Raw genomic sequence first — 13976 nt, 5'->3', positions numbered from 1 at the left:
ACCCCGGCGCCCGTCGGCCCTCCGGCTCAGCCGCCCGCGGGCACCCGGAGCGTGCCGTAGCGTTGCATGCGCTGCCAGCGGAGCCGGGAGCCCGCGAGCGCGGTGAAGACCGACTGGATCACCACCAGGTACATCAACTGCCGGTGGACGAACTGCTGGAGCGGCAGGCTCCACAACGGCACGCGCCGATCCCTGTCGGGCCGGGCGCTGCGCCGGTGGCGACTGTTCAGCGCCGACACTCGGCGGATTGTCACACCCTCCTGAGGTCGCCGAACCGCAACGGGCTCGGCCCCTGGGCGGGGGCGGCGGCCTCGGCGACGCGCCTCGTCCCCGGTGCTGACAGCCACCGGCGGCCGTCCGTCAGCGTGTGGAGGTCGGCGCGGTCCGGGGTGGAGCAGGGGGACTCGCGGCACCGGCCGGCCCGGGCGGACAGCGTCGGCCCCGGTGCCGGTCGGCAGCGGGAGGAACTGAGCCGCCGCGTCAGTGGGAAGAGGAGAGAACCTGACGTCCTGTAGGGGGGCGCCCGGCCGTCACCAGGCACGGTCTCCCCCCTTCGGCCCCGGCCGCCCGCCATCGTCGTCCGGGGTCAGTAGCGGGCCCGGGCATGGCGCGGCCGGTGCGCGTCCTTCGCAGCCCTTCCCGCCCCGGGCCGCCGCGACCGGCCGTGGTGTGCGGAGGAAGGAGCGGTCGCGGCCAGGACCATCGCGAGCACGAGCGGAGCCAGCAGCAACATCATGGACACGGTCATCCACGCCTCCCGGGGATCGACGTCCGCCTCTGGTCCTCCCCGTGTGCCCCGCATCACGCCCGCCATGTCAGCTCAACGCGCTGCCCTGAGCGGCGACGGTGGACTCATCGGTTCGTGCCGGAGCCCGGCTCCTCGGGGAGCGGCGAGTCCGCGGGCGCGGGCCGGGACTTGCGGCGGATCAGGCAGGTGCTCCTGGCGACCGCGCACAACCGCAGGTCTTCGTCGAGCGCGCGACAGGTCGCCAGTCCGCGGTTCCGGCCGAGGTGGACCACCTCCGCATCGACCGTCACCGGGCCGCCCGGCGCCGGCACCGGGCGCAGGAAATCGACACCGAGGTCGAGGGTGACGATGTCCTGTTCCGCGGTGACGGCCGACAGCACGGCGCACCCGAGAGCGGCGTCGATGACGGTCGAGAGGATGCCGCCGGCGAGAACGCCGAGGTGGTTGGCGAGGAAGCCGGGTACGGGCATGGTGAACCGCACCCGGCCGGGTTCGGCGGTCTCCACCGCGATGCCGAGCACTTGGGCGACGGGGGGTGGAAGGACCTCGCCGCTCGCGAGGCCCCGCAGGTACTGCAGGCCGCTCTGCTGCGGGTCGTCGGCGAAGAGCAGGCCTGACTCCCTCCAGCTGAGGATCGTGGAACGTTCTGCGCCGATCTCCTGCCGAGTCATGCCGTCCCCTTCGGTCGAACAGCGGAGCCGATTCGCTTCGAATGTCGAAGCACCGCTGCCGGCCCGCGATACTACTGCTTCGAAATCCGAAGCGGTAGGTGCCGACAGAAGATCCGAGCCCGCCGCCAACCCCCGCGCGTGCGCGAGCCGCCGCGGGCGTCAGTCGGCAGAGCCGCCCTCGACCGCGCCCTCGCCCACGGTGCGGGCACGGGTGGCGCGGGTGGGACGGGTGGCGGCCTGGTCGTCGGGCTGGCGCGCCAGTTCCGGTTCGAGCTCCGCAGCCCAGCGTTGCGACCACCGGGCGAGGGGGTCGAGTGCGAGACAGGCATCCCGCCCCAGCACAGTGAGCTCGTACCGGCTGTCGGGCAGTTGGCGGACGACGTGGGCGTCCATCAGTTCGCTCAGGCGCTGTCGCATCACGCTGGAGGACATGTCGTCGCACTGCTTCTGCAGGGGCCGGAATCCGAGCGGGCCGCTGCGCAGCTCCCAGACGATGCGCAAGCTCCACCGCCGCCCGAACAGGTCGAGTGCCGCCATGAGGGGGCGACCGGACGTCGAGCCGCGGACGGGCTCGCCGGGCTTCGGGTTCGACATGGCGCGAAGACCAGCTCTCCAGGATTGATGCTTCGGATTCCGACACGCTACCATCGGCGAGCGCTTCGAAAATCGAAACGCAGGGAGGTCTGCGTGAACATCACGCCGACCACCCGGCTGTACCGAACGGCGGGCATCTGCACGCGTTCGTCCGAGCGCCCATGACCGGGTCCGCTGCCGCCGCGAGCACGGTCAAGCGGACTCTTCCCGACCCGGCCTCCATGCCCGGCTGGGCGGCCCACCGCAAGGAGGTTAACCAGGCGGTCAGCCAGGTCAGCGACGAGGACGGCAACGATTGCCCGGGCTGCAAGCTCGACGGCAGCGCCGACTTCGAGGCCGGCACCGCGAAGGCCTCCTTCAAGATCACCACCTTCGCCGGCACGGCGGAGGCCAGCAGCTACCTCGCGACGAATGCGAAGAAGTACGGGAAGAACGCATCCCCGCTGTCCGTCGGGGTGATCGGCAACGAGACCACCGCCTACAGCGGCACGTTCGGCAGCAGCACCGGTGACCTCATCCTCATGCGGGTGGGCACCACGTACGCCGGCGTCCTGCTCACGGGACCGTCGGACGTTCCGAAGCTGCAGAAGATGGCGACCATGCTTGCCCGGCGAATCGAGCAAACCGCCTCCGGCGAAAGCGCCAACGCCGCTCTCGACGTCACCTGACGGCCCGGCGCCTGTCGGCTTGGTGCTCCACCGCTCGGTGGAGCACCAAGCCGTGCTGGCGGTGGAACACGGCGGACACACCGACCTGCCCACGCCCGGACTTCTGCGACAAGCTTTAGAGGTGAGCGGACACCAGGTCGTGGTCAATCGTCAAGCTGCCGGGGTCCAGTGCGGGCAGACCCAGGTGGTCGCAGAGCAGCTGGGTGAGTTGCTGCTCAAAGTCGCTGCTCGTGTAGTTCAGCCCGGCCGCTGCGATGACGGGGGCCAGTTCATTGGGCCAGTACTCCCCTACGTATTCGGGCCCCTCGTAGTCGATGCAGGACGAGGTCCGGCCGTCCCGGTAGTGATAGGCCTTGGGTCCATGGGACTTGCCGATGCAGGGGTTGGGAACGAAAACCACCAGCTCAACCCCCTGAGGACACAGCTTGCGATAGTCGATGCCGCCGTAGTCGTCGCGCGACGGATTGTGCAAGCTGTGTACGATCACACCCCAGTCGCCGGGTGCCGGGTCGTTGCCGTGTGCGAGCGGCGGCCGGTGCAACGCGACCAGTCCTTCTGCCATGGATGCCAGGCTGGTTCCCCTGAAGTACACCAGGACGGATTCGTCTTCCCCGTAACCGTCCGCGCTCAGCCATGCGATGACGCCGCACTTGATCCAATCGGTCATACCCGGCACCGTAACCTGAGCCACCGACAAATCTGTTGCCTGCCAGCATCGTCGAGGTTGTAGCGGCGCAGCGACGGTGGCTCGACCATTCTTTTCACGGAACTCCGGGCGGAGCCGTTTCGCAGTTCCTCATCACCCCTGCCCCATCCCGTCGAAGCCCCCACAACGGGGGCACGGTCGGACCGCTCGGGGGTTCGGCCCTCCGGCCATGTCACATCGTCGGCCACCTTCCGAGGCATTCGGCACGTGTGGCTGGAGCCGGAGGAGACCTCCTCCGGCTCCAGCCATGAGCAGCGGAGGACATGCGGTCTCCGCGAGGGAATTCATCCCGGCGCTGCCGGACCAGGCCGACCAGGCCGACCGGACCGGCCAGGCCGCAGTCCACCAGCGCCGGCGACCGACCGGCACCCCGGCACCCCGTGCGGCCGCGAGGCCGTCCGCGCGCCGGGGTGCCGGGGTGCCTGGGCGCCTGGGCGCCGTCGGTCAGTACTCGTTCTTGATGACGAAGAACGAGCCCCGGATGGTACCGGCGAGCTTCGACTTCTGCCGGGCGAACTTGAACCGGGACGCCAGCTCCTCCGGGACCTCCATCCCGTCCGAGAGCTTGAACCCGACAGCCCGCTTCCCGGACTCGTCGAGGGTGTACATCACGTTGATGGACAGTCCGTTCTCGTAGAAGACGTAGGCCATGCGGATGTTCTCCACCTGGAAGGCCGTGGCCTCCAGCGGCCGGGACGAGATGACGAGGTCGCGTTCCTCCTTGAGGATCCGGTGCACCCAGTCGACGACCTCCTTGGCCTCGCTCGCCGGCTCCACCGTGAAGACGTGGTCGTACTTGTTCCGGAAGTAGCGCGCCTCGTTCGCCCGCAGGCCGGCGAGCGCCTCCGCTACGGGCGACGACTCCAGACCGACCGTCGAGACGGTGTCGAAATCCACGGTGTGCGTCATGGCGGGTGTTGTCTCCGTCTCCTCGGTTCGGCCCGGACGCCCGGTCCGTCCGGCACCGGCGCCCGCAGCCTCCTGCTGCTCCCCCCTACTCCAGCAGACCCCGGACGCCTCCGCCCGACACGTTCGGCCACCCGCTGGACGTGCCGGCCGGGCTCTCCCCGGCCCGGCGCCGCGGCTTCCGGGCACCTGCGAAAGGACCCGCGGGGGAACTCGAACGGCCGCGGAAAACTTGCGGGAATATCCGGCCGTGCTCGGGGCAAGCGAATGCCACCAACAGCCCTTACGACCGGAGGTCAATCACCATGGTCCCCTTGCTTCTCGTCCTCCTGCTGGCCCTCATCCTTTTCGGCGCGGGTTTCGCCGTCAAGGCACTGTGGTGGATCGCCGTCATCGTCTTCGTCGTCTGGCTGCTCGGCTTCATCGCGCGGGGCACCAGCGCCTCCGGCAGCCGCGGACGCTGGTACCGCTGGTAGTCCCGGTGCTAGCCGGGTCCTCCGCGGGGCGCCTCCCGGAACGAGGCGCCCCGCGGACGCCCCCCCCGGCCCTGAAATCCACGGACCGGCGAATTCCGGTATTCGGGCATTCGTTCCGGAAGGCGTTGGGAGTTGACCATGAGCGTGCTCGACAGACTCGACGACTACCAGCGGCGGCACCGTCGAGCGGGTCTCGCGCTCGCCGTGGTCTACAAGTTCATCGACGACCAGGGCACCTTCATGGCGGCCCTGATCACCTATTACGGCTTCCTCTCCCTTTTCCCGATGCTGCTGCTCCTGGTCACCGGGCTGGGATTCGCGCTGCACGACGACCCGCAGCTGCAACAGCAGGTCCTGCACTCCGCCCTCAGCCAGTTCCCGGTGATCGGGGACCAGATCGAGCACAGCATCCGCTCCTTCCACGGGAGCGGCTTCGCGCTGGCCGTCGGCATCGCCGGCAGCCTCTACGGCGCGCTCGGCGTGGCGCAGGCGCTCCAGAACGCCTTCAACACGGTGTGGGCCGTCCCCCAGCACAGCCGCCCGAACGCGCTGACCGCCCGCCTGCGCGGGCTCGCCCTCCTCGGCGTCCTCGCCGGCGCCGTCCTGGCCTCCACCGCCCTCGCCGCCCTCACGGCCACCGCGCACGGCTGGCCCATCTGGATCGAGCGAGCGGTCCGGTTCGCCGCCGTCCCGGTGTCGGCGGCCATCGGCACCGGCCTGCTGCTGACCGCGTTCAAGCTGCTGACCAACCGCCACCTCCGGGTGCGCCGCCTGTGGCCGGAGGCCCTGGCGGCGTCGCTGACCTGGCAGGCGCTGCTGCTGGTCGGCACCTACTACGTCGGTCACGAGCTGCGCGGGGCGACGGCCACGTACGGGGTCTTCGGGGTGGTGCTCGGCCTGATGGCCTGGATCTACCTCGGCGCCCTCACCCTCGTCCTCTGCGCGGAGAGCGCGGCGGTGCGCACCCGGCGCCTGTGGCCCCGCAGCATCGCGGCTCCCTTCGCCGACCACACCGCGCTGACCCGCGCCGACCGCCGGGCCTACACCTCGTACGCCACCGCAGCCGCCTACAAGCCCTGCGAGGAGGTCACCGTCGACTTCCACGAGCCCGCGGCCCGGCACGAGGACGGCACCGGTCCGTCGTCACCCACCGGCGGTTGAGCCGCGCGGGCCGGTGCCGGACCGCCCGCGGACGAACGCCGGTCGCGGGCGGTCTGACACGGGCCCGTCCGGCGGGTTATGGTGTCCGGCGATGACGACCGGGACGGCCTCGCGCCACACACGATTCGGCGACCCGGCGCTCCGCTGAGCGCCGTACGGGCCGCCGCGGGCCCGCAGTTCGACCAAGGATCCTGCGTTTCGGCGCGGGGCCCGCCTCCTTCGTGGTGACCACACGCTCGATGCGCCGACCACGACAGGAGACTTCGACGGATGCCCAGCAGGACCCTGACCATCCCCACTCCCGACGGCCTGGCCGATGCCTTCGCCGCGTTCCCCGAAGGCGGCGGGCGGCACCCGGGGGTGCTGATGTACCCCGACGCCTTCGGCATCCGGCCCGCACTGCGCGACCTCGCGTGCGAACTGGCCGGGCACGGGTACTACGTGCTCGTCCCCAACATCCTCTACCGGCACGGCCCGACGCCGGTGGTGGAGCTGCCCGAGTTCATCGGGGCGGAGGCCCGGTCCGCGGTCGTCGCCCGGCTGATGCCCCTGCTCAGGGCGCACACCCCCGAGCGCGCCCTGAGCGACGCCGCCGCCTTCCTCGGGTACCTGACGACCCGGCCCGAGGTCGCCCCGGGACCGGTCGCGGTGACCGGCTACTGCTTCGGCGTCCTGCTGGCCGCGCGCACCGCCGCGGCGCACCCCGGCGAGGTGGCCGCCCTCGCCGGGTTCCACGGCCCGGTGGGCGCCGACGGGCCCGACCAGCACCGCCTCGTCTCCGCGCTGAGCGCACGGGTCCACCTGGGGCACGCCGAGACCGACCTGACGCCCGAGGCCCTCGACGAACTGAACCGCGCCCTGGACGCCGCAGGGGTCGACCACACCTCCGAGATCTACCCCGGGACCGTCCACGGTTTCACCATGTCCGACACGGACGCCTTCGACCCCGGTGCCCTGCAACGCCATTGGGATCGCCTGCTGCCGCTCCTCGACGGCGCGCTGCGGCCCCGCGGCTGAGCTCCTGCGGCAGCGTTCCGCGGCTGGGTTTCCGAGACAGAGCCCTTCGGCTGGGTTCCCGAGACGAAGCCCTGCGGCTGGGTTTCCGAGGCTGAGCCTCCGGCCGGGGCGGCGCGCCCCGGCCGGGGTCACACCTCTGCCCGCCGGGGCGCCGGGTCGAGTTCCTCGATCCGGACCCGGTCGAGCATCCCGTGGTAGGCGGCGGCGTCGAAGCGGCCGGCCTGCGGGTCCAACACCGTGGCGGCGGACAGCGCCACCGCGTGCCGCAGCCGCTCCGGCCAGGGGATGCCGGTCTCCAGGCCGAGTGCGAGGGCCGCGACCGCCGAGTCACCCGCCCCGGTCGGGTTCCCGCGCAGGTGCTCGGGCGGGCGGGCGCGCCAACCGCCCTCAGGCGTACGGGCGAGCAGACCGTCCGGACCGAGGGAGGCCACCACCGCGCCCGCCCCGGCCGCGCGGAGCAGCTCGGCGCCGCGCGCCGGGTCCGCGGTGCCGGTCGCCGCCGTGAGTTCGGGCGCGTTGGGCTTGATCACCGCCGGACCGGCGGGCAGCGCCGAGAGCAACGCCTCGCCCTCGGCGTCCAGCACGACCGGCACGGCCGCGGCGCGGGCCAGCTCGACCAGCACCCGGTAGGCGTCCACCGGCAGTCCCGGCGGCAGGCTCCCGGACAGCACGGCCACCGAGGCGCCGGGCAGCAGGCGCCGGTAGTGCGCCAGGAAGCGCTGCCACTCCGCCGCCTCGACCGGCGGCCCGGGCTCCAGGAAGACGGTGGTGTCCTGCTCGTCCGCGACCGCGACGGTGCGACGGGTCCCGGCCGTGATCTCGACCAACTCATCGCGCAGGGCGCTCCGGGCGAGGTTCGCTCGCAGGGCCTGACCGTTCACGCCGCCGACCAGGCCGGTGACGATCGCCGGGTGGCCCAGCGCGGCCAGGACCCGGGCGACGTTGACGCCCTTGCCGCCCGCCTGCTGCCGGACGCTCTCCACCCGGTTGCTCGCGTGCAGGCGGACGGCGCCCAGCCGGTAGGTGAGGTCGAGGGCGGGGTTGAGGGTCACGGTGAGGATCATCGGCCGCCGCCGGTGGTGTCGTCGTTCCTGGTCATGACGTCCTCCTGAGCGAGGCTGCACGCAGTTGCGTGAATCTGATCGATGTAGAGCGGATTTTGCCATCAATGCGCAACCGTGCGCACCGGTAATCAGCTTCAGAGCATCCTGCGCCGGGCCGGTCCGCGCCGTACCGCCCCGGAACCGGGCACGGCACCCGCGGTCGACGAGCGCCGACGGGGGTCGCGCGGGCGCCGACGGGGGCCACACGAGGCCGTTCGGGCGAGTACTCGGCGTCAAAGATCAACTGCCCGTTCACCAAGATGTGTCATTTCCCCGTACCGATGTATCCACTCCCGGCTAAGATCCACTTCCCATGACCGGACGTCAGACCATCCCAGCAGTCACCGACTCGGCCGATGTCGTCATCCTCGGCGCCGGACCGGCCGGACTGACCCTCGGAAACCTCCTCCTCGCCGCCGGGATCGACTGCGTCGTCCTCGAACGCGCGGACCGCCGGCACGTCCAGACCCGCGCCCGGGCCGGGTTCCTCGCCGCCCACACCGTCCGCGTGCTGGACCGCCACGGACTCTCCGACGGTCTGCACCGGCGCGGGCTCCCCCACGGCACCTGCGAGTTCCGCACCGACGGGGGCCGCTTCCGGCTCGACTACGGCGCCCTCGGCCTCGGCGAGCGGCACACCGTCTACCCCCAACAGGACCTGGTCACCGACCTGCTGACGCACTACCTGGCGGCGGGCGGCCGGATCCGTTTCGAGACCGAGGCCCTCACCGTGGACGACGCCGCCGGCGTCCGCCCCACCGTCACCGTCCGCGACCCCGAGGGCCGCCCCTGCCGGTGGCGGGCCCGCTACGTCGCCGGCTGCGACGGCCGCCACGGCGCGGCCCGCCGTTCCCTGCCCGCCGCAGCCCGCCACCAGCGCGACCACGGCGTCAGCTGGCTCGGCCTGCTCGCCGAGGCACCGCCGAGCCTGGACGCCGTCGGCTACGCGCTGCACGCGCGCGGCTTCGCCGGCCACATGGCCCGCACCCCCGAGGTGACCCGCTACTACCTCCAGTGCGAGCGCGGCACCGCACCCGACGCCTGGTCCGAGGAGCGGATCTGGGACGAACTCGGCCTGCGCATGCGCACCGCCGACCACGGCCCGCTCCACCGGGGCCGGATCATCCATCGCTCCGTGATCGACCTCCAGTCCGACGTCATGGAGACGCTGCGGCACGGCTCCCTGCTGCTGGCCGGCGACGCCGCGAGCCTGCCCGCCCCGGCCGCCGCCAAGGGCGCCAACCTCGCCGTCCTCGAAGCCGAACTCCTCGCCGAGGCCCTGATCGACGACCTCGCGCACGGCGACCCGGGCGCCCTCGACCGGTACTCACCGCGCTGCCTCGCCCACATCTGGCGCGCCCAGGAGTTCTCGCACTGGATGATCCAGCTGCTCCACGCCCCGTACGCCTCGGACGGCGAAGCGCTCTTCCACGAATCCCTCCGGCGCTCGCGCGTCGAGTCCCTGCGCACCTCCCGCGCCCACCAGGAATGGTTCGCCGAGAACTACGTCGGCATCTGACCGCCGCGCCGCCGGCGCGCCCCAGGACCGGGGTGTCGCTCCGAGGCGCGGACGTCCTCGACGGTGACGTGCGGGCCGGGTGGCTGTCCCGGCTCCCTCACCGGTCCAGCATCGGCACTCTCACCTGGTTGAACGCGTAGTAGAGCGCCAGCAGCCCGTGGACCGCGAGGGCGGCCGGGGCGGAGAGGAAGGCCAGGCCGACGGTGAGCGGGTAGACGGCCAGGCCCAGCTCGAACCGCCACCGGCCGGCCCGGGCCGCGGCGACGTCGACGCGTTCGTCGAAGCAGTGGCCGGTGCGGGTCGCGTAGTTACAGAACACCCCGAACACCACGGCCTGCCCGACCATCACCCCGCCGTAGACGGCCGCGGCGACGTTCGCCGCCGAGCCGTTGCGGAGGTTCTGCGCCACCAGGGCCGTCGGGAAGGGCAGGGCGGAGATCAGCATGAGCAGCAGCAGGTTGACGAACATCAGCGTGCGGTCGATCCGGGCCAGGTAGCCGAACAGGGTGTGGTGGTTCACCCAGACGACGCCGATGACGAGGAAGCTCACCACGTACGCGAAGTAGGACGGCCACTGCTCGCCCAGCGCCCGCCACAGCTCCGCCGCGCCGTGGGCCTGCGGGATCCTGATCTCCAGCACCAGCAGGGTGATCGCGATCGCGAACACCCCGTCACTGAACGCCTCGATGCGGCCCGTGTCCGTCGTCTCCACCGGCAGAGCATCTCAGCACGGCAGCGGCGCCGGTCGGCGCAACGCCGCTGCGACCGCTCCGAGCACCGGCCGGCCCGCACGCCCGCCCGGCCGCCGTCACCGCGCCCCGCCCGGCCGCCACCTCCACCTGGCGACACGTCAGTGATGGTGTGTATCAACCGCGCTGGCGGAGCCGGCGTGCAGAGCCCCTTCCGGAGCGGCCCGGACCCCGTGCCGTGCGCTCCGACCGGATCGGACGCCCGAACACCCGCACGCCTTCGCACCCGCACTGTTAAGCTGCTCTGCGGCAGGCCCCTTCGTGGCGGAAAACGGAAAGCGGACGCAGACATGGCTGGTGACGACGACATCTCCGGGTGAGACCCGGTCCTGAAGCCGTCGTGGGTGCCGGGCACCCGGCGCGACGGCTCGCTTCGTCGTTCCCGTCCCCCTGTCTGCTCGTGGCGGAGAGGTCTCCGCCCGCTCACCCCCGGGTTGTCCTGATGTCCGACGCATCCATCGTCTGCTCCCAGCTGTCCTTCTCCTGGCCCGACGACACTCCCGTGTTCCGGGAGCTGTCCTTCGCCCTCGGCACCGGCCGCACCGGCCTGGTCGCGCCCAACGGCTCCGGCAAGAGCACCCTTCTCAGGCTCATCGCCGGTGAACTGCGGCCCACGGCCGGGTCGTTGACCGTCGGCGGCACCTCCGCCTACCTGCCGCAGGACCTCCCGCTGGCCGCCGACCTCACCGTCGCCGACGTCCTCGGGATCACCGAGGTGGTCCGCGCCATCGACGCGGTGGAGTCCGGTGACGTGGCGGAGGAGCACTTCTCCACCATCGGCGACGACTGGGACATCGAGGAGCGCAGCCTCGCCCAACTCGAACGCCTCGGCCTGGCCGGTGTCGGGCCGGATCGGCGGCTGGACACCCTCAGCGGCGGCCAGATCGTCCAACTCGGCCTAGCAGCACAGCTGTTCAAGCGGCCCGACGTGCTGCTGCTGGACGAGCCCACCAACAACCTCGACCTCGCGGCCCGCCACCGGCTCCACGAAGCGCTGGAGGACTTCACCGGCTGCCTGCTGCTGGTCAGCCACGACCGGGCCCTGCTCGACCGGATGGACCGCATCGCCGAACTCGGCTCCGGCGAACTCCGCCTCTACGGTGGGGACTTCACGGCGTACGAGCAGGCGGTGCAGGCCGAGCGGGAGGTCGCCGAGAAGAACATCCGCAACGCCGAGCAGGAGCTGAAGCGGGAGAAGCGGGAGATGCAGCAGGCCCGCGAGCGCGCCGACCGGCGGGCCGGCAACGCCGCCCGCAACCTCAAGAGCGCCGGTCTGCCCCGAATCTTCGCCGGGAACATGAAGCGCGGCGCCCAGGAGGCGGCGGGCCGCTCCGGCCAACTGCACGCCGCCCGCGTCGGCGAGGCCAGGGCCAGGCTCGACGACGCGGAACGCGCACTGCGCGGCGAACAGCGCCTGAGCCTGGACCTCTCCGGCACCCGGGTGCCGAGCGGGCGCGGCCTCTTCGTCGGCGAGAACCTCCAGGTGCTGCGCGGCGGTTCGCCGCTGTTCGCGGGCAGCGGCGTGGACCTGGCCGTCCGGGGCCCCGAGCGGATCGCCCTGGTCGGCCCCAACGGCGCGGGGAAGACCACCCTGTTGCGGCTGCTCGTCGGCGATCTCGCACCCGACGCCGGCCGGTCGAAGCGATCGGACGGCCGCGTCGCCTACCTCTCCCAGCGGCTGGACCTGCTGGATCCGGACCGGAGCGTCGCGGAGAACTTCGCCGCGGCGGCGCCCGGCCTCCAGCCGGCGGAGCGGATGAACCTGCTCGCCCGTTTCCTGTTCCGCGGTGCCCGCGCCCACCTCCCGGTCGGGGTGCTCTCCGGCGGCGAGCGACTGCGCGCCACGCTGGCCTGCGTGCTGTGCGCGGAGCCCGCTCCCCACCTGCTGCTGCTCGACGAGCCGACGAACAACCTCGACCTGGTCAGCGTCGGCCAGCTGGAGAGCGCCCTGAACTCCTACCAGGGAGCGTTCGTCGTGGTCAGCCACGACGAACGGTTCCTCGCGGCCATCGGGGTGGACCGGTGGCTGCGGTTGGCGGACGGCTCCCTGGAGGAAGTGGCGGCCCCCGAGCTCTGAGACGTCACCGGCCGGAACGCTCACCCGAACCGTTCCGGCCGGCCCGCCCGTTGACCGCCGGGCCTTCACCGGGCCCCTCACCAGTGCCGTTCCACCCGCGCAGGATCCCCTGCCCGGCCCCGCCGGCCGTACGCCACCGCGCGCACGGCCCCGCCCCACCGAGTTGGAGACCGATGTCGCCGATATCACCGATGTCACCGCCGCCCCCGGGGCCGCCGGCGCGCCCGACCTCGGGAGCGACCGCCGGGCGTCCACCCCGGACGGACGAGGCGCCACCGGGGCGCGCGGCCCCGAGGGCCCTGGTGCCGGCCGCAGTGGCAGCGGTGGCCTCCGCGCTGCTGGTCCGCTTCCTCCTGCTGGACTACCAGTCGGCGGACTGGCACTACTTCCTCGAACCCTGGTACCGGTACCTCACCGAGCGGGGCGGGTTCCGTGCCCTCGACCACACCGACTTCTCGGACTACAACGTCCCGTACCTGTACCTGATGGCCGCGCTCACCTACCTGCCGGTGGCAGGGCTGACGGGCATCAAGTGCATCTCGATCGCCTTCGACCTGGCGCTGGCGTACTACGCCTTCCGCATCGTCTCGCTGCAGTCGCCGCACCGGCCCTGGCGGGCGTTCGCCGCGGCGGTGGCCGTGCTCTTCCTGCCCACCGTCGTGACCAACAGCGGCTGGTGGGGCCAGGCCGACGCGATCTTCACCGCCTTCCTGGTCGGCGGCGTCCACCACGTCCTGCGCGACCGGCCCTGGTGGGCCTGCTCGTTCTTCGGCGCGGCGCTGGCCTTCAAACTCCAGGCGGTGTTCCTGTTCCCGCTGCTGCTCGTCCTGGTGCTGACCCGGCGAATACCCTGGCGGAGCCTGCTGGCCGTCCCCGCCGTGTACGTGGCGCTCGACGTCCCGGCCGTCCTGCTGGGCTCCGACCCGTGGCAGCTGCTGACCGTCTACACCCGGCAGGCGGGCATCTACCCGGACCTCACGCTCAACGCACCCTCCGTGTACCAGTTCGTCTCGGTGCCGCAGGGCGAGGAGGACCCGGTCCGCCGGGCGGGCGTCCTGGTCGCGGGCGTCCTGGTGCTGGTGCTGGTCGCACTGGCCGTCCGCGCCGTACGGCGCACCGACGGGACCGCGGTGCCCGCCACCGGGCTGGAAGGGGAGGCGGCGGCCGCGCGGCACCGGTGGCCCGGGCTCACCGACACCAGGATCCTGCTGCTGGCCACCGTCTTCTCGATCGCCGTCCCGTTCCTGCTGCCGGCCATGCACGAACGCTACTTCTACCTGGCGGACGTACTCAGCGTGATCGCTGCCTTCCGGCTGCCCCGGCGCCTCTGGTACCTGCCGGTCCTGGTGCAGCTCTCCTCCTTCGGCAGCTACCTCAAGTTCATCGCGCCCGGCGTGTCGCCGTACCTGTCGATGCCGGCCCACGGCGCGCTGATGCTGCTGGCGCTCATCACCGTGGTCCGGACCACCGCGCTGGAGTTCCGGGGCGCCCCGGCGCCCGGCGGGAGCGCCCGGCTGCCGGGGCAGCGGACCGGCCCCAGGACCCGCACCGACGGGTGACGGCCGGTGTCGCCACCACCCC

General features: G+C 72.2%; 14 protein-coding genes. 7 read left to right on the top strand and 7 right to left on the bottom strand.

The features are described from left to right. Positions 1-26: 26 nt before the first annotated feature. From ACGF07_RS03460 to ACGF07_RS03450, 3 genes are all read right to left on the bottom strand, one after another. Positions 27-182, bottom strand: a complete 156-nt coding sequence (locus ACGF07_RS03460) for a hypothetical protein (protein WP_392894971.1) — start codon at positions 180-182, stop codon at positions 27-29. A 670-nt stretch (positions 183-852) separates the two neighbouring features. Next, complete coding sequence (locus ACGF07_RS03455; RefSeq protein WP_392894969.1) at positions 853-1419, bottom strand: PaaI family thioesterase; 567 nt, start codon at positions 1417-1419, stop codon at positions 853-855. Between the two features lie 159 nt (positions 1420-1578). Continuing rightward, the gene (locus ACGF07_RS03450) at positions 1579-2013 is read right to left on the bottom strand and encodes a winged helix-turn-helix transcriptional regulator (protein ID WP_392894966.1); all 435 of its coding nucleotides are present in this window, start codon (positions 2011-2013) and stop codon (positions 1579-1581) included. Positions 2014-2174: 161 nt separating this feature from the next. Here ACGF07_RS03450 and ACGF07_RS03445 point away from each other — a divergent pair, with 161 nt between their 5' ends. Further along, on the top strand, positions 2175-2681 hold the full coding sequence (locus tag ACGF07_RS03445) for a hypothetical protein (protein WP_392894963.1): 507 nt from the start codon (positions 2175-2177) through the stop codon (positions 2679-2681). Between the two features lie 115 nt (positions 2682-2796). Here the strand turns inward: ACGF07_RS03445 and ACGF07_RS03440 are convergent, their stop codons facing one another. After that, positions 2797-3348 carry a hypothetical protein gene (locus ACGF07_RS03440; protein ID WP_392894962.1) on the bottom strand — a complete coding sequence of 184 codons (552 nt, stop codon included), beginning with the start codon at positions 3346-3348 and terminating at the stop codon, positions 2797-2799. A gap of 483 nt (positions 3349-3831) precedes the next feature. Further along, complete coding sequence (locus ACGF07_RS03435) at positions 3832-4296, bottom strand: phage tail protein (protein WP_392894959.1); 465 nt, start codon at positions 4294-4296, stop codon at positions 3832-3834. Positions 4297-4598: 302 nt separating this feature from the next. Here ACGF07_RS03435 and ACGF07_RS03430 point away from each other — a divergent pair, with 302 nt between their 5' ends. The 3 genes from ACGF07_RS03430 to ACGF07_RS03420 all read left to right on the top strand — a co-directional run bounded on the left by ACGF07_RS03430 (position 4599) and on the right by ACGF07_RS03420 (position 6947). Then, the gene (locus ACGF07_RS03430; RefSeq protein WP_350746092.1) at positions 4599-4769 is read left to right on the top strand and encodes a hydrophobic protein; all 171 of its coding nucleotides are present in this window, start codon (positions 4599-4601) and stop codon (positions 4767-4769) included. 138 nt (positions 4770-4907) lie between these two features. Beyond that, entirely contained in the window at positions 4908-5930 is a 1023-nt protein-coding gene (locus ACGF07_RS03425) for a YihY/virulence factor BrkB family protein (protein WP_392894957.1), read from the top strand. Between the two features lie 270 nt (positions 5931-6200). Beyond that, a complete protein-coding gene (locus tag ACGF07_RS03420) occupies positions 6201-6947 on the top strand; it encodes a dienelactone hydrolase family protein (protein WP_392894955.1) in 747 nt (248 codons plus the stop codon). A 128-nt stretch (positions 6948-7075) separates the two neighbouring features. Here ACGF07_RS03420 and ACGF07_RS03415 read toward each other — a convergent pair whose 3' ends face one another. Continuing rightward, a complete protein-coding gene (locus tag ACGF07_RS03415) occupies positions 7076-8011 on the bottom strand; it encodes a 1-phosphofructokinase family hexose kinase (RefSeq protein ID WP_392894953.1) in 936 nt (311 codons plus the stop codon). A gap of 352 nt (positions 8012-8363) precedes the next feature. Between ACGF07_RS03415 and ACGF07_RS03410 the strand changes: the two genes are divergently transcribed. Next, a complete protein-coding gene (locus ACGF07_RS03410; RefSeq protein WP_392894951.1) occupies positions 8364-9569 on the top strand; it encodes a 4-hydroxybenzoate 3-monooxygenase in 1206 nt (401 codons plus the stop codon). Positions 9570-9666: 97 nt separating this feature from the next. Here ACGF07_RS03410 and ACGF07_RS03405 read toward each other — a convergent pair whose 3' ends face one another. Next, positions 9667-10281: a TMEM175 family protein gene (locus tag ACGF07_RS03405; protein WP_392894950.1), complete on the bottom strand. Its 615-nt coding sequence runs from the start codon at positions 10279-10281 to the stop codon at positions 9667-9669. Positions 10282-10760: 479 nt separating this feature from the next. On the opposite strand from ACGF07_RS03405, the gene ACGF07_RS03400 reads away from it, so the two are divergent. Beyond that, a complete protein-coding gene (locus ACGF07_RS03400; RefSeq protein WP_392894948.1) occupies positions 10761-12395 on the top strand; it encodes an ABC-F family ATP-binding cassette domain-containing protein in 1635 nt (544 codons plus the stop codon). A 314-nt stretch (positions 12396-12709) separates the two neighbouring features. Next, complete coding sequence (locus ACGF07_RS03395) at positions 12710-13954, top strand: glycosyltransferase 87 family protein (protein WP_392894946.1); 1245 nt, start codon at positions 12710-12712, stop codon at positions 13952-13954. The last annotated feature ends 22 nt before the right edge of the window (positions 13955-13976 follow it).

The organism is Kitasatospora sp. NPDC048194, assembly GCF_043202455.1.
GTDB lineage: Bacteria > Actinomycetota > Actinomycetes > Streptomycetales > Streptomycetaceae > Kitasatospora.
The sequence above is the reverse complement of the archived record's forward strand: the minus strand, read 5'-3'. Positions and strand labels throughout refer to the sequence as shown.